Annotated in this window: 17 protein-coding genes; 8 read left to right on the forward strand and 9 right to left on the reverse strand. The window is 56.2% G+C overall.

Going from position 1 to position 19176, the window contains the following annotated elements:
* The first annotated feature begins 55 nt into the window (after positions 1 to 55).
* Complete coding sequence (locus ACR0EK_RS12855) at positions 56 to 376, forward strand: DUF3604 domain-containing protein (RefSeq protein WP_480900416.1); 321 nt, start codon at positions 56 to 58, stop codon at positions 374 to 376.
* 366 nt (positions 377 to 742) lie between these two features.
* Here ACR0EK_RS12855 and ACR0EK_RS12860 read toward each other — a convergent pair whose 3' ends face one another.
* Genes ACR0EK_RS12860 through ACR0EK_RS12870 form a run of 3 tightly spaced genes read right to left on the reverse strand, consistent with a single transcriptional unit; the run spans position 743 to position 4492 of the window.
* A complete protein-coding gene (locus ACR0EK_RS12860) occupies positions 743 to 2275 on the reverse strand; it encodes a sensor histidine kinase (RefSeq protein WP_480900321.1) in 1533 nt (510 codons plus the stop codon).
* Positions 2260 to 2952 (reverse strand): response regulator, encoded by a 693-nt coding sequence (locus ACR0EK_RS12865; protein ID WP_480487262.1) that lies wholly within the window; start codon positions 2950 to 2952, stop codon positions 2260 to 2262. Before ACR0EK_RS12865 ends, ACR0EK_RS12860 begins: the two co-directional genes overlap by 16 nt.
* A 13-nt stretch (positions 2953 to 2965) precedes the next feature.
* Positions 2966 to 4492: a DUF4153 domain-containing protein gene (locus tag ACR0EK_RS12870; RefSeq protein WP_480900323.1), complete on the reverse strand. Its 1527-nt coding sequence runs from the start codon at positions 4490 to 4492 to the stop codon at positions 2966 to 2968.
* 280 nt (positions 4493 to 4772) lie between these two features.
* On the opposite strand from ACR0EK_RS12870, the gene ACR0EK_RS12875 reads away from it, so the two are divergent.
* A complete protein-coding gene (locus ACR0EK_RS12875) occupies positions 4773 to 6299 on the forward strand; it encodes a malonate--CoA ligase (RefSeq protein WP_480914607.1) in 1527 nt (508 codons plus the stop codon).
* Positions 6300 to 6364: 65 nt separating this feature from the next.
* Positions 6365 to 8050, forward strand: a complete 1686-nt coding sequence (locus ACR0EK_RS12880; protein ID WP_267365576.1) for a tryptophan halogenase family protein — start codon at positions 6365 to 6367, stop codon at positions 8048 to 8050.
* A 73-nt stretch (positions 8051 to 8123) separates the two neighbouring features.
* On the opposite strand, the gene ACR0EK_RS12885 is transcribed toward ACR0EK_RS12880, so the two are convergent.
* The 5 genes from ACR0EK_RS12885 to ugpB form a co-directional block, all read right to left on the reverse strand.
* Positions 8124 to 9059, reverse strand: a complete 936-nt coding sequence (locus ACR0EK_RS12885; protein ID WP_480967866.1) for a glycerophosphodiester phosphodiesterase family protein — start codon at positions 9057 to 9059, stop codon at positions 8124 to 8126.
* On the reverse strand, positions 9059 to 10114 hold the full coding sequence (gene ugpC, locus ACR0EK_RS12890; protein ID WP_480900330.1) for a sn-glycerol-3-phosphate ABC transporter ATP-binding protein UgpC: 1056 nt from the start codon (positions 10112 to 10114) through the stop codon (positions 9059 to 9061). The genes ACR0EK_RS12885 and ugpC overlap by 1 nt, the downstream gene beginning before the upstream one ends.
* A gap of 3 nt (positions 10115 to 10117) precedes the next feature.
* Positions 10118 to 10954, reverse strand: coding sequence for a sn-glycerol-3-phosphate ABC transporter permease UgpE (ugpE, locus tag ACR0EK_RS12895; RefSeq protein ID WP_480559701.1), 837 nt, complete (start codon positions 10952 to 10954; stop codon positions 10118 to 10120).
* A gap of 20 nt (positions 10955 to 10974) precedes the next feature.
* On the reverse strand, positions 10975 to 11856 hold the full coding sequence (ugpA, locus tag ACR0EK_RS12900; protein ID WP_209505975.1) for a sn-glycerol-3-phosphate ABC transporter permease UgpA: 882 nt from the start codon (positions 11854 to 11856) through the stop codon (positions 10975 to 10977).
* A gap of 63 nt (positions 11857 to 11919) precedes the next feature.
* On the reverse strand, positions 11920 to 13230 hold the full coding sequence (gene ugpB / locus ACR0EK_RS12905) for a sn-glycerol-3-phosphate ABC transporter substrate-binding protein UgpB (protein ID WP_480483833.1): 1311 nt from the start codon (positions 13228 to 13230) through the stop codon (positions 11920 to 11922).
* Positions 13231 to 13408: 178 nt separating this feature from the next.
* Between ugpB and ACR0EK_RS12910 the strand changes: the two genes are divergently transcribed.
* Positions 13409 to 14314, forward strand: a complete 906-nt coding sequence (locus ACR0EK_RS12910; protein ID WP_209598847.1) for a LysR substrate-binding domain-containing protein — start codon at positions 13409 to 13411, stop codon at positions 14312 to 14314.
* A gap of 99 nt (positions 14315 to 14413) precedes the next feature.
* On the opposite strand, the gene ACR0EK_RS12915 is transcribed toward ACR0EK_RS12910, so the two are convergent.
* On the reverse strand, positions 14414 to 16654 hold the full coding sequence (locus ACR0EK_RS12915; RefSeq protein ID WP_480900332.1) for a HEAT repeat domain-containing protein: 2241 nt from the start codon (positions 16652 to 16654) through the stop codon (positions 14414 to 14416).
* A 209-nt stretch (positions 16655 to 16863) separates the two neighbouring features.
* Here ACR0EK_RS12915 and ACR0EK_RS12920 point away from each other — a divergent pair, with 209 nt between their 5' ends.
* The 4 genes from ACR0EK_RS12920 to ACR0EK_RS12935 all read left to right on the forward strand — a co-directional run bounded on the left by ACR0EK_RS12920 (position 16864) and on the right by ACR0EK_RS12935 (position 19175).
* Entirely contained in the window at positions 16864 to 17235 is a 372-nt protein-coding gene (locus tag ACR0EK_RS12920; protein WP_480900333.1) for a YciI family protein, read from the forward strand.
* Between the two features lie 3 nt (positions 17236 to 17238).
* Complete coding sequence (locus ACR0EK_RS12925; RefSeq protein WP_480900334.1) at positions 17239 to 18474, forward strand: RNA polymerase sigma factor; 1236 nt, start codon at positions 17239 to 17241, stop codon at positions 18472 to 18474.
* Positions 18475 to 18542: 68 nt separating this feature from the next.
* Positions 18543 to 18929 carry a VOC family protein gene (locus ACR0EK_RS12930; protein ID WP_480900336.1) on the forward strand — a complete coding sequence of 129 codons (387 nt, stop codon included), beginning with the start codon at positions 18543 to 18545 and terminating at the stop codon, positions 18927 to 18929.
* Between the two features lie 24 nt (positions 18930 to 18953).
* A complete protein-coding gene (locus ACR0EK_RS12935; RefSeq protein ID WP_480483828.1) occupies positions 18954 to 19175 on the forward strand; it encodes an MAPEG family protein in 222 nt (73 codons plus the stop codon).
* Position 19176 lies beyond the last annotated feature (1 nt).

The raw sequence follows: 19176 nt of genomic DNA on the forward strand, positions 1-19176 counted from the left end.
AATTCGTCCGTCCGTTTCAGTCCCATAGTTCGTCTCCTTTGCTGCAATAAATGCTATCAAAGGAGCGGCAGCAAACCGCGACACGTCCAAAACTGGCAGCGACGGAAAGGTTCCGCCCGTTGGTGACACTGTGGATGTTGCTTCCGCAACCTGGACCAACACCATTGGTGCCGCGGAACTTGCGACAATCTGGATTGATCCTGAATTCGACCCGGCGCGCCCGGCTTTCTATTACGCGCGTGTGCTCGAGATTCCGACACCACCCTGGTACGTCTACGACGCATACCGCTACGGTATCGACATCCCTGAAGGCGCTCCTACTTCGCAGCAGGAGCGTGCCTACACGTCTCCAATCTGGTACACGCCGCAAGGCTGACTGATTGCCAAGTTTGGGTTGAAAATAACGCGATCGACTGTTCGATGGTGCGGTTGAGAGTGGTACCGCCTCTCGTGCGAAAACAGGTCTCGGTGGAAAGACACGACACAACCTGAACAATATGCTGGCGGCGGCGCTCGGAAAGGGCCATTTGGAAAGCGTCGGACCTGTCTCACTTTTGGTGATCAACCCGAACTAATCCTTAGCAAAGTTGACGCCACTCGGACATTGATGTGCCAAAACGCGCAGCGGTGTCAGAGCGAATGGCGGCTAAGCGCAAAGTCTGCGACTGCGGTTCGATAGACAGAACCTCCGAGCTTCTGAACAGCGAATGTTGCCCCTTTTACAGGCGGCTTGCGCGCCCAATTAATTAAAAATCAGAAGAAAACAAGCGCCTTGGTTGCTTGGCACAACACTGAGTTGCCCACCAATTGCTTCCATGGTCGCTTTGACAATATTCAGGCCCATACCTGTGCCACCGGCCTCTCTTTTTGTCGTAAAGAAGGGCTGCAAAACCTTGTCCTTGTTCCCTTCACTGATACCGGCGCCATTATCCGCAATTTTCAGACATACGACACCGTCGTTTTGATAGGCTGTCAGCACGGCATTCTGCGCGCCGTGTTGCTGAGCGTTCTCAAGCATATGTGTCAGAATGATGTGCAGGGTGGGCGCCGCGACGGGTAAGGGCAGGTGATCGTTCTCAGCCTTGATGGCAAGCGCGGGGAAAGTCTGGACGAGCTGATCAGTGATGTCGTTCAGACAGCATGTACCGTTAATGGCGCTCTGATCGGCAAGGCTGAAGGCGCGCATGTTGGCCAGCAGATCCTCCATCCGCTTTCCGCCCTTTTCTACAGTGTCCAGCAGGCGGTGTTTCTGCGCGGGTGGCAAATCATCGTCGCGCAGCAGCTCTGCCGCGCCTTTCAGGGCAGTGAGGGGTGACTTCAGCTCGTGGGTGACATGGGCGGTGTACGTTTTCAATCCGTCCTGCTTGTCCTGCAAGCGTTCCGTCAGCGATTGAAAGCTCTGGCTCAGATCCGCGATTTCCCGCGTGCCAAGTTGGTCTGGTGGTTCCCATGCCTGACCTCCGTAACCCGCCATCTGGCTGCGCTGGTTCAACAGGTGGATCGGCCGAGTGATGAACCGCCAGAACACGTACCCGATAAGCGCCGTGGACAAAGCAACAAATGCCGCAGCTTTGGCAAGGTTGAAACGTTCGCCGTACAGAAAGCGGAAAATATGGTTCGGGGTGCGGCTCAGGTAAACCGCCCCGATAAGGGTCTGATCCACGAACACTGGCATCGCCACGAAAACGCGCACGCGGGCACCGCGGCTGAGGGTATAAAGCGCAGGCGTTGCATCCTCGCGCACGCGGGTGCGCGCGACCGAGACGGTTTTCCCTGAAAGGGCCTCGCGAACCTCGTCAACATGACCCAGCTTCTGGCCAATTTCCGCAGTACCGGCAAACACGTTCCCATCGACATCCAGCATCCGGTAGCCCGCAAGGGTTTGCGCCTGGGCGGCGTTGGCGATGCGGCTTAGTGGGGTGGCGATGGCCTGATAACCCGAACCGGGTCGGACGGTTGCCGGTCTCGCGTCCGGGCGCGGTGGCAGAACCGTTTCGCGATTGACCGACAGCGATGGGAACACCGCGTACTCGGTTGAGATTGCACTCGGGCGGGGCGGCTTGATCCCGGCTGCATCTGCATAAAGCTCGGCATACGCCGCTGACATAACCGCAGCCTGTGTCAGCAGGCTTTCTTCGGTCTGTTGCACCAGTTGGCTGTCGTAAAAACGGAACAGGATCAGCCCGGCAAAGGGCAGGCATAGGACAATACCCAGCACCAGCAGAACGATGGTCCACAATCTGGGGCGCCATTTGCGGTTCAGCCGGGCGTGCATGCACCCATCCTGAGGCCGACACCGTGAATGGTCACGATCCCCTCGGCACAGCCGGCCTGGGCCAGTTTGGCACGGACATTGCGTATGTGGCTGTCAATGGTACGGTCCGAGACGTGGATGTTGTAGCCGTAAAGCGCATCGATCAGCTGCGCCCTGGACAAAACGCGGTCGGGACGGGCCATCAGAGTTGCCAGCAGCCGAAATTCCGATCCGGTCAGCGTCACAGGCGTTGACGCGAACCTGCACAGGTGCCGCTCTGCATCCAGGTGCAGGCTGCCTTGCGACAGCACCGGATCGGGCTGCGCAGGTGTCGGCGCGCTGCGCTTCAGGATGGCCTTAATCCGGGCCACCAATTCGCGCGGGGAAAAGGGTTTGGTCAGATAATCATCGGCGCCCAGTTCCAGCCCGACGATACGGTCGACCTCGTCATCACGGGCGGTCAGGAACAGGATCGGCACGTCCGAGGATTTGCGGATGTCCCTGCATACTTCCAGACCATCCTTTTCGGGCAGCCCGATATCCAGCACGATCAAGTCGGGGCTTTCCTGACGGTTTGTATCAAGCGCGGTCAGGCCGTCGCTGGCCAGAAGTGGCGCATAACCTGCCTTTTCAATCGCGAACCTTGTTACCTCAAGGATATCCGGATCGTCGTCGACAACAAGAATGCGTGCAGGCATCAAATGGGGTCCTTCAACTCTGCTGCCGATAATAGGCTTGGATCCGCCATCTCCGAAAGCCCCATTCGCGCCAGTTGGTGATTGCATCCTTTTTCAGATCATATCGCATCCATACGTCACAGACCTGCTGTCCGGTTCTGGTTTCATGATCGCGGATGGCGGGGTAAGCATCAGCACCAAGGCTGCATATGTAACCGGTATCCTGTTGCGTCAGAGCGCTGCCGTGGCTCAGATTGTAGCTGGCAATGACTAATGCGAAATTCACAAAGTTGCAGATATACAAGACCACCAGAAGCGCTGCAAAACAACGCCGCAGAAGCCAGGTCGTACCAAAGCCGCGATGGATTTGCACCACGATCAGCAGCAAACCGGTGAAAACCAGCGCCATCCATATGAAGGCGGCCACCCGCAAATAGGTAAGCGCATAGGCGTCGACGTAATGATGCAGCCGGATGGCAGCTGTCAGCACCAGGAACACGTTTTGCGCCAACCACATGTAGATCAGAATGCGCAACGTCCGGTCCGCGCCGATCATGCTGTGAGTGACCAGAGTGAATACGCCCGCCATCAGGGCCGTCGCCACCAGCGGATAAGCGCCCCGATGGGCATAAGCGGCATAGCTCATCCCTTGAGGCAGGGATACACCGCCGGTCAGGATACCAAGGTCCATCACGGTTTGTACAAGAAACATCAGGTTGAACAGCAACAGCGAATTGCGCACCGAGATTGGATTGATCAGAAATGCGGCCCGGCTTGGGCCTGTCTTTGGCATGGTGGCGGGGCGGGCAATGCCGCCCAGCCATGGATCGCTGAGGTTAAGGAACGGCCACAGCAGCGAGGCCATAACACCCCAGAACAGAAGTCGTAGCCAAAAGTACCCTTCGAACAAAAGACTTGGGTCCAGCTCTGCCAGAAGATCTTCCAGCACCGGATTGGCGGCGGCCAGCAAGGCAAGGAAGACCGCACCCAATAGTAGGGGCAACGCCAGCGAGGCTGCGTGGCGACGGCTGTCGGACCCAAGATCGGCGGCAACCGCGGTGCGACATGTGTCGCGCAGCAAAAGCGTCGCGCCGATGGAAGGCAGGCGCAGGGCGGAGCGCAGCAGCAGACGTTCGTTTACGGCCTGACCGAATAGCGCCCAGGTGGCCAGACTGACCAAACCAGCAAGGCTGAACAATAACGATAGAAGCTGCAAATCGATGGCCACCGGCAGGTTGGTGAACAAGGCAAATGCGGCGGCTATGAGCCATTCCGTTGCAGTCGCCCGCCGGGGTTTCATCGCCATGATCGCGGCGGACAAGACCAGCGCGAAGACTGAGACAGAAATGCCTAGCGGTTGTTCCCAAAACAACCAATCAGCAAGCGCTACCAGCGATGCAAGAAGCGGGATCGCATGGCGCATTTTCAGCGTGGACATCAGAGAGCCACTCTGCTGTCGTCTGTTGCCTCCCCATCGGGGGGCCTCGTCCATCTTTCCCAGCCACCACGCGTCCAGCACGATGCTGTCCGGCACGCCGCGAATTGTCAGTTCCTGCCTCATGTCCTGTCTCCTGCTTGCAGGTTTCCTTTCCCGGCAGATTGCCTGCGGCGCTTGCATCTTTGGCGCGACGTATCCGCAGCCTTCATGGGGCTTTCGTGCAGAAAATGTGCAGAGGCGGTGAAAGGCATTACCCACCACGGGTTCCGAGCTGCAACTCGCGCCGGGCAATAAAAGCGACGCGATCAGGCATTGAACTGCAAGCAAAAGCGCAGTGTGACACAGTTGAACCTTCCCCTAAGAAGCGGTTCGCCGTTATGGCTGGGGAAACGGAGGATCGAACATGGCTAACCCTCTCTATGATGATTTGTTTGGCATTCACGCCGACAAAGATACGGCTTTCCTGCACCTGACAGACGGGACGACCGTCACCTATCGAAACTTTCTGAGTACAGCCGCCCGGATCGCCCATGTGGCCACGCAACTGGGCCTAAAACCCGGGGACCGGGTTGCGGCTCAGGTCGATAAATCGCCTGAGGCGCTGGCGCTATACGCGGCATGCGCGCAGGCAGGCCTGGTTTTCCTGCCGCTGAACACCGCCTATACCGTGGACGAACTGACGTATTTCATCGAAAACAGCGGCGCGTCACTTGTTGTTTGCGATGGCCGAAGCAAAGACCAACTGACCCTGATTGCCGTGCGTTTTGGGGGCAGGGTGGAAACGCTGAATGCGGATGGCTCGGGCTCGCTGATGGATCTGGCGGTTGCAATGCCAGACAGCTTTGCGACCGTGGATCGGGACGGTGAGGATCTGGCGGCGTTTCTTTACACGTCGGGCACCACCGGACGTTCAAAAGGCGCGATGCTGACCCAGAACAACCTGTTGTCCAATGCGCGGACACTGGTCGAAGAGTGGCGGTTCACGTCGGAAGACGTTCTGTTGCACGCGCTGCCGATCTTTCACACGCATGGGCTGTTTGTGGCCACCAATATCATTCTGGCTGTCGGCGGAAGCATGATCTGGCTGCCAAAATTCGACCCGGATCAGATCATTAACAGAATGCCCGGAGCCACGTCGATGATGGGCGTTCCGACCTTCTATACGCGCCTGCTGGCAGACGCGCGTTTTACCAGCGAGCTGACCGAACACATGCGCCTGTTCGTTTCGGGTTCGGCCCCATTGCTGGCGGATACCCATGCACAATTCCAGGAGCGTACCGGGCATCGTATCCTAGAACGCTATGGCATGACTGAAACCAATATGAACACCTCAAACCCCTATGACGGCGAACGTCGCGCGGGTACGGTCGGGTTTCCCTTGCCAGGGGTCGAACTGAAGATATGCGATGCAGACGGCAACCCTTTGCCGCAGGGTGAAGTCGGTGAGATCGAAGTGCGTGGCCCGAACGTGTTCAAGGGATATTGGCAGATGCCGGAAAAGACGGCTGCCGAGCTGCGCGAAAACGGGTTTTTCATCACCGGTGATCTGGGACGGGTCGACGAAGATGGGTATGTCCATATCGTCGGGCGCAACAAGGACCTGATCATCTCGGGTGGCTACAATATCTACCCCAAGGAAATTGAGCTGGTTTTGGACAGCCACCCCGGTGTTCTGGAGAGCGCAGTGATCGGCGTGCCGCATCCCGACTTCGGTGAAACCGTGCTGGGCCTGATTGTTGCCGAACCCGGGCAGTCTCCGGATCTCGACGCGGTCATGGAAGTAGTGCGCGACAGCCTGGCGCGGTTCAAACATCCCCGCACGCTTATTCAACTGGATGAATTGCCCCGCAATACAATGGGAAAAGTCCAAAAGAACATCTTGCGTGACCAGTTCAGGGACATGTTCAAAGCCGGGTCACAAGGCACATAATGGCAGAGCCTAGATAAGCGTCGGAAACTTGATATAGTCCTCAAAACCAATGGGGACAGAAGAATATGAACAATCGTTTGCGCAAAATCACCATCGTAGGTGGCGGCACGGCAGGCTGGATGACCGCGTTGATCCTGGACATGGTGTTTTCACGCACTTCAGCAACAAAAGACCGACCACATATCTGCCTGATCGAAAGCCCCAATATCTCGACTGTAGGTGTGGGTGAGGCTACGGTGCCGCGCATGCCGGTCACGCTCCGTCAGGCGGGCATTTCCGAACGGGATTTTTTCCGCGAGACAAACGCGTCATTCAAGCTGGGCGTGAAGTTCTGCAACTGGAACAAGGACCCCAAAGGAAAACGCATCGATTACGTGAACCCCTTTGCCCATGGCCAGATGCTGGAAGGGTTGGACGCCGCCGAGTATTTCCTGCGCTTTGGCAATGGAGAGAGGGACTTTACACAGTCCATTTCGCCCCACGATCATCTGGGCCGTCTGTGCAAAGGCGCGCGGCAGCTGGGTCAGCCCGAGTTTGAACAGCGTTTTGGCTATGCCTATCATCTGGATGCGGTGAAGTTTGCGGGTATGCTTACCACGGTCTGCACAAAGCGCGGCGTCGAGCATATCCAGGACGAGGTACAGAAGGTCGAGCTGGATGAACAAGGCAACGTCAGCCATCTGATGCTGGAGCGGGCAGGACGTCATGACATCGAAATGGTCATCGATTGCACCGGGTTCCGCGGCCTGATCATCAATCAGGCACTGGGCGAGCCGTTTTTGGATTATTCGGACTATCTGCCCAATGACCGCGCCATGGCGTTGCAGGTTGAACACCGCAATCCCAATAAAATCGAAAGCCTCACGCGGTCGACCGCGCTGGGCGCGGGGTGGACGTGGCGGGTGCCGCTCTACAATCGTGTGGGTACAGGCTATGTGTTCTCCTCGGCGCATCGAACGGATGATCAGGCGGCCGACGAATATCTTGAATGGCTGGGTGACAGCGGCAAGGGTTTGACACCGCGGATCATCCCGATGCGCGTCGGGCGCGTGCGCAATGCCTGGGTCAAGAATTGTGTGGCAATTGGTCTGTCCGGCGGGTTTATCGAGCCGTTGGAAAGTACCGCGATCCACATGATTGACCACGCAGTGCGCTGGTTTGCAGAACACTTGCCGACGCGCGACGTCGCACCGTCACTGCGGGCAAGATACAACCGGCAGATGGACAAGCTTTATAACGAGGTTCTGGAATTCATCTGCCTGCACTACCGATTGGGCAACCGAAAGGATGATCCCTATTGGATCGACGCGCGGACAGAGATGAAGATACCGGATCGGCTGGCCGAGAATCTGGAGCTGTGGCAGCACCGTCTGCCGATGGATCACGATGTGGAATTTGCCACGCTGTTTGACCATCGTGTTTATCAAACGGTTCTGTTGGGTAAACAGGTCTATGATACGGGTTACGGTACCGGCATCCGAGATCGTTTGCGACCGTTGAAGAAAGTGATCTGGTTCCAGGGCATGCAGCGTGCGAAAGAGGATCTTGCGCAGATAGTCAAAGTGATGCCGGATCATAAAACGCTGCTGCGCGATATCCGGGGTGAGCTGGAAAAACCGGTCTTTGGGATGGCGAACGTGGCGAAACCGACGGTTGCGATGCCGGGCACGAAACCCGCACCTGTTACGATCCAGAACATGCCGAACTTTGCTGAAATCCAAAGCGGCGCGAAGGATTTGCAACTGTTCTAGCGGTTCTCTGCCCTTACGAAGGAAATTTAAGAAACTGAAGGACGAGGCATTCAGCCCCGGCCTTCAGGGCGGTTTAGCGCCAGTTTTTACCCCGGTCAGACAAGTGCCTTTGAACCCGACCCGGGTAATCAGAAACAATGGCATCCACACGCAGGTCGATCATTCTGGCAATGTCATCGGGGTCATTGACCGTCCAAACCGCGACGCAAAGGCCCAAATCTTTGGCCAGTTCGACGTTTTCGGCAGTTACATCCGCATAATACGGGCACCACAGTGAGCCGCCCGCTTGCTTGACCAATCGCGGAATATCGCCCTCGCAGCTGCGAAAATCCGGGCAGACTGCTTTGGAAGAATCCTCCCCAACATCCTCGGCGTTTTCGGGAAGTTGGGTCAGATAAGAAGAAGGCATATCCGGTGCTTGCCGCTGACATTCTTCCAACAGATTCCAGTCGAAACTGTGAAGCACCGCGCGTGACGACAGGGCCTTGGAACGAACTTCTTGCAGGACAAGACTGACAAACGTCTCTCTGTAGCACGCGTCATGGGCCAAATCGGGGTCCGATTTGAGCTCGAGCATCAGACAGGCATCGCTATGTTGGGGATCACATACCAGATCCAGCAGGTCAAGCAGCCTTGGAACGCGAACGCCATCCATTTGTGCCTGATCAGGAAAACGCCGACCATAGGCAGTATTCCCATCCAATCGCCCGATATCGAACTTCTGAATCTGCTCAAACGTCAGGGTAGAAACCTTTGGCTCTTCCCCGGTCAGAAACTGGCCGTCAGCATCGCGAAAACTGGGGGCGTGCAGCCGGTGATTATGGGTTATGACGGGGACGTCGTCAGCCGTGAGGACAACATCAAACTCCAGCAGCGGCACGCCAATGGACAGCGAAAAGTCAAAACCAATCATGCTGTTTTCAGGCAATACGCCTCGCGCACCCCGGTGGCCTACGATGCGGATCAGGTTGTCGCCCCCCCGGAAAGCCTCGACCTGTGGGAATGCCATCAGCCTTCCAGCCTTTCACCGGTGGATCGGTCAAACAGATGCATATGGTCTGAGGACACAGAAAACCGCATGTTCGGATGTCGGCCTTCGATCGGGTGCACACCCGGAAGGCTGATCGTGATCGGATCGCCCAAGCCGGTCAGTTGACCGTGCAACAGCGTGTTTGCCCCCAGTGGCTCTGCCATCTGAATCGTAGCCTCAATCGGGCCATTGTCATCCAGCAATAGATGCTCGGGTCGTACCCCCAGCTTGAAGGCAATATCAGGGCCCTGCGACGAACCAACCGCGACCCCACCAATCATGACGGTTCCGTTTTCGCGTTGGGCCTCAAAGACATTCATCGCGGGGCTGCCGATGAACTGTGCCGCAAACAGGGTTCTTGGCGTTTCGTATACCTCTAGCGGTGTGCCAACCTGTTCGGCGATACCGCCGTTCATGACGATCATCCTGTCGGCCATTGTCATGGCTTCAACCTGATCGTGGGTTACATAAAGCGACGTGATCCCCAGTTTTTCCTGAAGCTCACGAATCTCAAGCCGCATCTGCACGCGAAGCTTGGCATCCAGGTTCGAAAGAGGCTCGTCAAACAGGAACACAGCAGGTTCGCGGACAATCGCGCGACCCATAGCCACCCTCTGACGTTGGCCGCCTGACAATTGTCTGGGTTTGCGGTCGAGCAATGGTTCAAGCTGCAATAGCCTGGCCGCCTCGGTCACTTTTTGATCGATCTGGGCCTTGGGCAACCCTGCGATCTTCAGGCCATAGCCCATGTTCTGCCGGACCGACATATGCGGGTAGAGCGCATAGTTCTGGAACACCATGGCAATGTCGCGATCCATCGGCTCTTTTTCGTTGGCCCGTTCCGCACCAATCCGGATTTCACCCGCGGTCACGGTCTCAAGCCCTGCCACCATCCGCAACAGCGTGGATTTTCCGCAGCCCGAAGGGCCGACGATGACAATAAACTCGCCATCTTCGATGTGGATGTCGATGCCATGTATGACATCTGTCGGGCCAAAGCTCTTCTTGACATTCTCCAGGGTTACTGTTGCCATTTTCTATTTCTCGCTATCAACAAGGCCGCGGACAAAAAGCTTTTGCATCGACACCACCACGATGACCGGCGGGATCATCGCCAGAATGGAGGTTGCCATGATGACCGGCCAATCAGCTACATCATCGCCAGACGGGAACATCTGCTTGATGCCCATCACAATGGTGTTCATTTCAGGGTCGGTGGTGATAAGCAGCGGCCACAGATACTGGTTCCACCCATAGATAAACAGGATGACGAACAGTGCCGCGATGTTTGTCCGGCTCATCGGTACGACGATATCGATGAAAAACCGCATAGGCCGGGCACCATCCACACGCGCAGCTTCGGCCAGCTCGTCCGGGATTGTCAGAAAGAACTGACGGAACAGGAAGGTCGCCGTGGCCGAGGCGATCAGCGGAAAGATCAGCCCGTAATAGCTGTTGAGCATGCCGAACCCGGCCACGACCTCAAATGTCGGAACGATGCGCACTTCGACCGGCAACATAAGGGTCAGGAAGATCAGCCAAAAGAATGTTGTTCGACCGGGAAAGCGGAAATAGACGATTGCAAATGCCGACAGCAGTGAAATGACGATCTTGCCCACTGCGATCCCGATGGCCATCACAAGGCTGTTGAACAGCATCGTTGCGACGGGGACATTCACGCCGGAAAACAGGGCTGCCTTGTAGTTCTCCCAGAACTGATCACCCGGCAAAAGCGGCATGGGTGGTGATACAACTTCCGGCTGGGTAACGGTTGAGGCGACAAATGCCAGCCAAATCGGAAAGAAGATGACCAGGACGCCAAAGATCATCAGGGCATGTGTCAGCCAGATACCCGCTCCGCGCTTTTCGACCATTCCGTGCTGTTGGGCTGCCATCAGTAATGCACCCTCTTTTCCACGTACTTGAACTGAATGACGGTCAGAAGGCCGACGACAATCAGCAAAATGACCGATTGCGCCGAAGACGAGCCCAGATCCTGACCGACAAACCCGTCTGAAAAGACTTTGTAGACCAGAATGGTCGTGGCCTGCTGCGGACCGCCACCGGTGATTGTGTGGATTACGCCGAAAGTTTCAAAGAACGCATAGACCACATTCACTACAAGCAGGAAAAACGCTGTCGGTGACAGCAACGGCAGGACAATCGTGAAAAACCTGCGCCAGAACCGTGCGCCATCGATCGCTGCGGCCTCGATGACCGACCGTGGAACCGACTGGAGTGCGGCGAAGAAGAACAAAAAGTTATAACTGATGCGCCCCCAGGCCGAAGCGACGACCACAAGCCCCATCGCCTCGGTGCCATTCAAGACGTGGTTCCAGTCATAGCCCAGCTGTCCAAGATACCACGACACGACACCGACGCGCGTGTTGAACATGAACAGCCATAGCACACCCGCAACCGCCGGTGCGACTGCATAAGGCCAAATCAGCAGCGTCCGATAAGCTCCGGATCCTTTGATCAGCCGATCTGCAATGACTGCCAGAAACAGGGCCGGGATCATGGAACAGAGCGTAACAAGCGTCGAAAACACGGCCGTGGTTACAAAGGATGCGCGATAAAACTTGTCGCTTAGCAGAAATTCAAAATTGCCCAGACCGACGAACTTGGACGACAACCCGAACGGATCTGGGATGAACAGCGACTGCCACACAGCTTGTGCAGCGGGATAAAAGAAGAATACGGCAGAAATGACGACCTGTGGGGCGATCAGCGCCAATGGCAACAGCCAGCCGCGGAATGTGACGCGTTTTTCCATCCTGATGACCCGCCGGGAAAAGTGGATGCGGGCTCTGCCGAGCCCGCACCGGATTTCAGAGGTTTATTGATTCGCCGATTCGAACCTGCGCAGAAGCGCGTCACCGCGTTCTTTTGCGCTGTCCATGGCTTCCTGGGCAGTTTTCTCACCGGCCCAGATGGCCTCAAGTTCCTCATCGATTATACCGCGAATTTGATCGAACGATCCCAGACGCAGACCTTTCGAATTTGCTGTCGGCTCTTTCGCGGTCATCTGGATCACAGCGATATCGGTGCCCGGGTTTTCATCATAGAAACCGGCCGCACGAGTCGCTTCACCGGCTTCTGCGGTAATCGGAAGATAGCCGGTATTCTGGTGCCATGCCGCCTGAACGTCGGACGAGGACAAGAAGCTAAGGAACTCGCCAACGCCTTTGTATTCTTCGGGATCATGACCTTCCATCACCCATAGGGATGCACCGCCGATGATGGTGTTTTGAGGCTCGCTTGTGACCGCTTCCCAATACGGCAGCGGGCGCACATCAAAGTCGAACTCGGCCTCGGCTTTGATCCCGGCATACCCGGCCGAGCTTTCGGTGAACAAGGCACATTCTCCGGCCCTGAAGTTTGCGCCGCCTTCATTTCTGCGACCGGTATAGATGAATTTCCCATCCTTGGCCCAGTCACCCATGGCGCTCAGGTGCGCGACCTGTACCGGGCCGTTCAGCATCAGTTCTGTGTCCAGACCGGCAAAACCATTGTCCTGCGATGCAAACGGAACGTTGTGATAGGCTGACAGGTTTTCCAGGTGAATCCAGCTTTGCCATGCCGTCACCAGCGGGCAGTCCTCGCCTCCGGCTTTGAGTTGCTCCAGCACATCGCCGACTTTTTCCCAAGTTGACAGGTCAGTATCAGGATCAACACCTGCCGCCTGCATGGCGTCGCGGTTGACCCACAAGACCGGCGTGGACGAGTTGAACGGCAGCGACAACATATCACCGTCGGTGGTGGTGTAGTAACCCTTCACCGCGCCGATATAGGCATCGGGATCAAAAGACGCGCCACTTTCAGCCATGACTTCGTAGACCGGCTTGATCGCGCCTTTTGCTGACATCATCGTTGCGGTGCCAACCTCGAAAACCATCAGGATGTGTGGCTGTTCGCCAGCACGGAAAGCGGCAATGCCAGCGTTCAGGGTTTCTGAATAGTTGCCCTTGTGGCTTTCGACCACGACAAACTCATCCTGACCGGCGTTGAATTCTTCAACCTGCGCTTTGACAAGTTCGCCAAGGCGGCCGGTAAAGGCATGCCAGAATTGAACTTCGGTTTGTGCCATTGCCGCCAAGGGGGACAAGGCAGTTGTAACGGCAAGAGCGCCAAGCAAATTCTTTTTCATGATTCCTCCCATGCATCAGGTTTGATGCTTCGTTGAGTACCGACTGCAACGCGTATTCGACACACATGACGATTTCACGACGTTACCGTTACAGAAATATAATTCAAGCCCTACTTATTGGCAAAAAACATAATACAATGTTATACAGTGTGAATAAAAAAGCGGAACTGGGTCTGCAATGAGACAAACTTTGAGAATTCGGCAATTGGAAGCACTCATGGCGGTGACCACCAATGGTTCGGTCACAGCAGCGGCCGCCGATTTGGGGGTGAGCCAACCAGCTGTCAGCAGGTTGCTGTCGGATCTTGAAAAATCGTTTGGTTTTCAACTTTTTGATCGCCGCAAAGGGCGATTGGTGCCAACCCAGGAAGTTCGCTATCTGCAACCCAGCGTGGACCGTGTCCTGGAATTGATGAAGCAGATATCGGACGCGAGTCAGAATATCACACAGCGTAAAGCCGGGCATATCCGCGTCGCCTGCCTGCCCGGTTTCGCCACCAGCCATCTGCCGGATGTTGTGGCAAGTTTTCTGAAAGACCGGCCAGGTGTCACCATGACGATCGAACCGGACAGGCCGGAACGGATATTGGAATGGATGGTTGGCGAACAATATGACTTTGGAATCACCGATGGCTTTAACGGTCATCCGGGGGTCGAAAGCAGAAATGTAGATGTGCGCACGGTTTGCGTATTCCCGAAAAATCACGCGCTTGAGAACCTCTCGGAGGTGACGCCATCCGATCTTGCAGATGAGAACATCATACATACGCGGCGCGACAGCGACTTTTTCGGACGGCTTTCGAAGGCATTTCAGCAGGCCAATGTTACACTCAACTCTCATATCGAAGTCCGGCAATTCACGGCGGCATGTGAATTGGCCATAAAAGGCGTTGGTGTCTCAATCGTCAGCGAACTGGACGCTGTCCATTACACAGACCGGGGGCTAAGCTACAGGCCATTCAAGCCGTTTTTGCCGCATACACTTTCGCTGGTACGCCCGGTTCTGAAGCAGCCGTCTTTGATAACACTGGAGTTCATCGAGCATTTCAGCGAAAGTCTGAATGCGTTCAGAACACTTGCGTGAGGCTGCGGTCACCGGGACGAAGGATACCTGCCCGCGTTTCCAGCCAACACTCTCCAGAAAAAGCAGGAGCCAAGGGATCGAATACGCCCAAAGTCGTCGTTATTGTGAGGCTCCGCGTATCTGTTCAATGGCTCGGGCGGCAAATCTACCCGACAAAGACCCGTCTGCGGCTGCTTCCAATGCAGGCAAAGCGGGGGATGCTTTCCCGCCGATTTCACCCAATGCGTTGGCGGCTTCTTTTCTGACAAAAACCGAAGGGCTGCCCAACAGCATGATCAGTTCCGGAACGGCTGGGGCTGCGTCAGCTCCAAAGAGCGCCAAAGACTGAGCCGCGTCACGTTGTTCCTTGGCATCTCCGCGCATCAGATCAGCTTTGAGGCTCGCAACTGTCGTGCTCGGCGGAAGCGCGGCCAATTGAAGGCCGTTTTTCAAGCGATTGTTCAAATGCTGATGCTCGCCGATCCATCGCACGATAAAGAAATAATCGCGCACCGCTTCGCCCAGAACCTTCTCGTTTTTTCCATTCTGCCATTGTTCGATCATTGCACGCGCGCTGCTTCGATCGCCATTCGAGGCCAGAACCGACGCTGCAAATGGCATCAACTCTACTGCCTGCGGGTTTCGGTCCAGCTCAGACCTAATAACAGCCTCTGCACCTGTCAGATCATTCATCGCAAACAGCGCAGCACCTTGAAATAGCGCGTAGTGGCTGGGGTATTCCGGGTCGAGGCGCATTGCAGCCTGTACAAATGCCAACCCTTCCTCTGGCTCGCCACCCGCGATCAAGGCCCATCCCATTGTCACATGCGCTTCGGGGTCGCTTGGTTGCAGGGCAATGGCTTTCGCGGCTTCTTGTCTCGCTTCTTCCGTTCCCCGACTTACACCCTCGGCGCTGTCCCAGTCCGGAAGGTTGAGAGCGACTATTGCCCTGATGACGTGGATAAGCGAGGTGTCCTGATGCGTCAGTTCACGGTAGTATTTATAGAACAGCCCGATATGCATCTGTTCTTCAGCATTCGCAAAGCCTGACCAGTGGTGGAAGATGTGCGGTCGCAAATGTACCATAGCTAACATCGCCCAGGCGCGCGCATAATTCGGGTCCAGCTCGACAGCCCGCTCAAAATGCGGAATTGCGGCCAGATTGTCCTGTTCATTGAAGCGTGAATAAAGCGCCCACCCGCGTTGGAACGCTTCGCGCGCCTCGATCTTTTCAGTCTCTATGCTTTCGATAGCAATCCGGCTTTGCGTGTCGAGCGGGACATCCAACTCGCGCGCAATCGCCAGTACAATGTTGTTTTGCAGGTCGAAGATCTCGTCGATTTCACCGTCGAAACGTTCCGCCCAGATCAATCTGCCGTTCAACGTGTCCGTCAGGCGGATGTTGACCCGAAAACCTTCTCCGCTACGTCTAAGGCTTCCATCAACGACATAGCGAACGCCCAGTTTCTCGGCAAAACCTGCCACATCAATTTCGCGGTCCTGAAATGCAAAGGATGTGTTTCCGGCGATGACAAATAACCCTGATATGCGGGACAAGTCCGTTATCAGATCCTCGGAAACGCCATCTATCAACATCTTGTTGGACGCGTCGCTGGTGAAATTCGTCAAGGGAAGCACGGCGATCGAGGGCAGGTCCGGCAGAGGGTAAGCCATCTGTGCTTCAGAAGCGCGCAACTGACCCTTTTCCCATGTCTTTGTCCCGATATACCCGGTCGCGCCCAACACGATCAGGATTGCAGCTAGCTTCATTAAACGCGGCGCTTTCTTCGTTTTTTGCTTTACCGCCGGGGTCAACGCATCTGTTTCGACGCGGAACGCCTCAATGGGGTCCGCGATATTCTTGACGGATTGCGGGCCAATTGGCGTAAAGGCGAAGGGCACCTTGTTGCGCGCGTATCCGACAATCGCCTGCGAGGCGATAATCCCCCCAGGTTCTGCCAGCGCCTCAAGCCGTGCGGCAACGTTGACACCATCACCCAGGATGTCATCGGCGTTTGAGACGACATCGCCGACATTCAAACCGATCCGAAAAACAATTGCGCGATCAGGTTCGGTATCCGAGTTTCTTTTCGACAGTTCGGCCTGTATCTCGACTGCGGCGCGAACCGCATCGACTGCGCTGGGGAATTCGATCAGAAAACTATCACCGGCTGTGTTCGCAATGCGCCCTGAATACCCGGCGATCAAGGGCTCGATGACTTCAGCGCGGATCCGGCGCAGCTTGTCGATGGTGCCTTCTTCATCCAAGCCAACCAATCTTGAATAGCCTGCGATATCGGCGGCTAAGATGGCTGCTAATCGACGATTTGGCCGGCTTTCCATAGTTTCGCAGCCTACCATTTGGACATTTTTCTGGGAACCGGTTTTCAAGGTACCGGTTTTGCTCCGGTTTTTGAAATCCACCGACCTGTTATCTGGATGGCAATGGAAGCCCGGGCTTCTGGGTTTTCAGACAAAAGCGGTCTGGGCAATCTGTCGGCTCTGCGCGTTGTCGGATTTGCATGGCGTCGCGCGTCCTTGCACAATGCGACCAACGCATGGAGGCGATAATGATCTACGCGATTACAATTTATGGGGAACCGGGTGTGTTCGAGGCATTGCCGAAAGATTGCCAGGACGAAGTGATGTCGGGCCATCGCGCCTTGCAAACGGTATTGTCGGAACGCGGAGAGTTCGTGTCGATAAAACTGATGCCGCCAACGTCAGCGGTAATGGTCGAACCAGCCGCGTCTGAGGGCGCTGCACCCCTGATCACCGATGGCCCGTTTTCCGAGACCAAGGAAAACTTCCTTGGGTTTTACGCCGCTGATTTCAAAGACCTTGAAGAAGCATTGGAACATGCAAAACTGATCTCTTCACCGGTCGCGCGGCTGGAAGTTCGGCCTGTGGCCTGGGCTGGGGGAGCCATATCGTCGGAATAGATCATGTCAGACTGGCTGGAGGCCACATTTGCTGAACAACGCCCGCGCGCCATTGCTGCCCTGACGCGGGCTTTTCGGGATCTGGACACCGCAGAGGAGGCCTTTGCCGACGCCTGCCTGAAAGCCTTGGCGGTTTGGCCTCAGGACGGGACGCCTCGTGATCCATTGGCATGGCTTCTGGCCACGGCCCGGAATGCGGGTCTGGACGAATTACGCAAATCCCGGCGACGCACGGCAATCCTGTCGCGCCACGCAGAGGAGTTTCAACCGATGCCGGCGGAAACACCCGACCCTGACGAGATGCGGGATGATGTCCTGCGCTTGCTGTTCATCTGTTGTCACCCGGAACTGGACCGGCGGGATCAGATCGCCATCGCCTTGCGGGTGGTCGCGGGGCTGAGCGTCGATGAGATCGCCAGCGGATTTCTGGTCAAGTCCAAGACCATGGAACAGCGCATTACCCGCGCCAAAAAGAAAACAGCAAATAACCCGGTCGCCTTTGAAACGCCAAGCCCGGCTGAAAGACAAGCCCGGTTGGGCGAAGTCTCGACAATGGTTTATCTGATGTTCAGCGAAGGGTGGTCGACCTCGGCCGGGCCGCAGCAAATCAAGCTCACGCTGTGCAAAGAAGCGATCCGGCTTGCCCGCCTTCTTGCCGCATTGTTCCCTGCAATGGGCGAGCAGGCCGCATTGCTGGCGCTGTTGTTGTTTCAACACGCCCGGCGCCGGGCCCGGATTGACGCGGAAGGCAAGCTCGTCGCACTCGACGATCAGAACCGCGATCTTTGGGATCGCTCGAATATCGCTGAGGCTACATCCCTGTTGCAAAAAGCCCAGCGGATTGGCCACCGCGGGGTCTATGTCATCCAGGCTGCAATCGCCCAGGCACATGCCTGTTCAACCTCGTCCGAAGAAACCAACTGGGCGTTAATCGAAAGCCACTACGCCGCCCTTTACGCATTGCAGCCGACACCTGTGATCCGGCTCAACCAGATTGCCGCACAGGCCAAGCTACACGGCGCACAATATGCTTTGAAGGCAATGGATCCTCTGTCACAGGAGCTGTCCAACTATCGTTGGTTTCACGCGATGCGAGGTGGCCTTTTGCAAGAAGCGGGGGATCATAAAGACGCCATTTCCGCCTTTGAAACCGTGTTGGCGCTTTCTCCCACCGCGTTGGAATGCGACGTGATCAACGAAAAAATCAAAATTAGCAAAGAAGAATTGGAGGGCCTGTAGGAAAACACACTCCTCATACGTCCTTGGGTCAGACCCGTATGTGGCGGGCGTAACCAACGGAGGTACCCATGAGTATACTTGAGATGACGGCTGTCGGAAATTCAGGATGGATCGGGCATTCCGGGCCGGATCAGAGCAAGGCCAAATCCTTTTATCAGGATGTGCTGGGCTGGACGATCAGCGATATGCCGATGCAGGATGGGTCAAGTTATTCGGCCGCAGTTGTGGGCGAGACCGCTATCGGAGGCTTTTCACCAATGCCGGAAGAGCGTGGAAGCTGGACGATCTTCTTCACAGTGGCCGACCTGGATGCGAGTGTTGCAAAGGCCGAAGCCAAAGGCGCCACAGTTCTTCAACCCGCGATGGATATGCCGGGTGTCGGGCGCATGGCCACGCTGAACGACCCGCAAGGTGCCCGCTTTGCATTGATCACTTATGAAAGCATGAGACCCTGAGAACTGCCTGAAAGGAGGGCGCAGATGGAACAATATTCGCACATCGTGCAGGTTATTGCGGCGGTATTGGTCTGGGTAACCGTTCCACTGGCGACTGCTTTTGGCCTGCGTCGGTCCAGGGCGGGTATCCATCCGTTATGGGATGGGGGCAACAGGCTCTTGCGCGTAATGCGGTCACATGGAAACTTCGTCGAATATGTTTCGTTCACGCCGTCGATCCACCGGCAGCCTGAGGCATCCAGCTGAT

This window comes from Ruegeria sp. AE4 (genome assembly GCF_056542185.1).

Bases quoted from the DNA above. Each gene is read 5' to 3' on its own strand.
- ACR0EK_RS12910 (WP_209598847.1), top strand. From the start codon at position 13,409: ATGAGACAAACTTTGAGAATTCGGCAATTGGAAGCACTCATGGCGGTG.
- ACR0EK_RS12915 (WP_480900332.1), bottom strand. From the start codon at position 16,654: ATGGTAGGCTGCGAAACTATGGAAAGCCGGCCAAATCGTCGATTAGCA.
- ACR0EK_RS12930 (WP_480900336.1), top strand. From the start codon at position 18,543: ATGAGTATACTTGAGATGACGGCTGTCGGAAATTCAGGATGGATCGGG.
- ACR0EK_RS12880 (WP_267365576.1), top strand. From the start codon at position 6,365: ATGAACAATCGTTTGCGCAAAATCACCATCGTAGGTGGCGGCACGGCA.
- ACR0EK_RS12935 (WP_480483828.1), top strand. From the start codon at position 18,954: ATGGAACAATATTCGCACATCGTGCAGGTTATTGCGGCGGTATTGGTC.
- ugpE (WP_480559701.1), bottom strand. From the start codon at position 10,954: ATGGTCGAAAAGCGCGGAGCGGGTATCTGGCTGACACATGCCCTGATG.
- ACR0EK_RS12875 (WP_480914607.1), top strand. From the start codon at position 4,773: ATGGCTAACCCTCTCTATGATGATTTGTTTGGCATTCACGCCGACAAA.
- ACR0EK_RS12860 (WP_480900321.1), bottom strand. From the start codon at position 2,275: ATGCACGCCCGGCTGAACCGCAAATGGCGCCCCAGATTGTGGACCATC.
- ACR0EK_RS12920 (WP_480900333.1), top strand. From the start codon at position 16,864: ATGATCTACGCGATTACAATTTATGGGGAACCGGGTGTGTTCGAGGCA.
- ACR0EK_RS12865 (WP_480487262.1), bottom strand. From the start codon at position 2,952: ATGCCTGCACGCATTCTTGTTGTCGACGACGATCCGGATATCCTTGAG.
- ACR0EK_RS12925 (WP_480900334.1), top strand. From the start codon at position 17,239: ATGTCAGACTGGCTGGAGGCCACATTTGCTGAACAACGCCCGCGCGCC.
- ugpC (WP_480900330.1), bottom strand. From the start codon at position 10,114: ATGGCAACAGTAACCCTGGAGAATGTCAAGAAGAGCTTTGGCCCGACA.
- ACR0EK_RS12870 (WP_480900323.1), bottom strand. From the start codon at position 4,492: ATGAGGCAGGAACTGACAATTCGCGGCGTGCCGGACAGCATCGTGCTG.
- ugpB (WP_480483833.1), bottom strand. From the start codon at position 13,230: ATGAAAAAGAATTTGCTTGGCGCTCTTGCCGTTACAACTGCCTTGTCC.
- ugpA (WP_209505975.1), bottom strand. From the start codon at position 11,856: ATGGAAAAACGCGTCACATTCCGCGGCTGGCTGTTGCCATTGGCGCTG.
- ACR0EK_RS12885 (WP_480967866.1), bottom strand. From the start codon at position 9,059: ATGGCATTCCCACAGGTCGAGGCTTTCCGGGGGGGCGACAACCTGATC.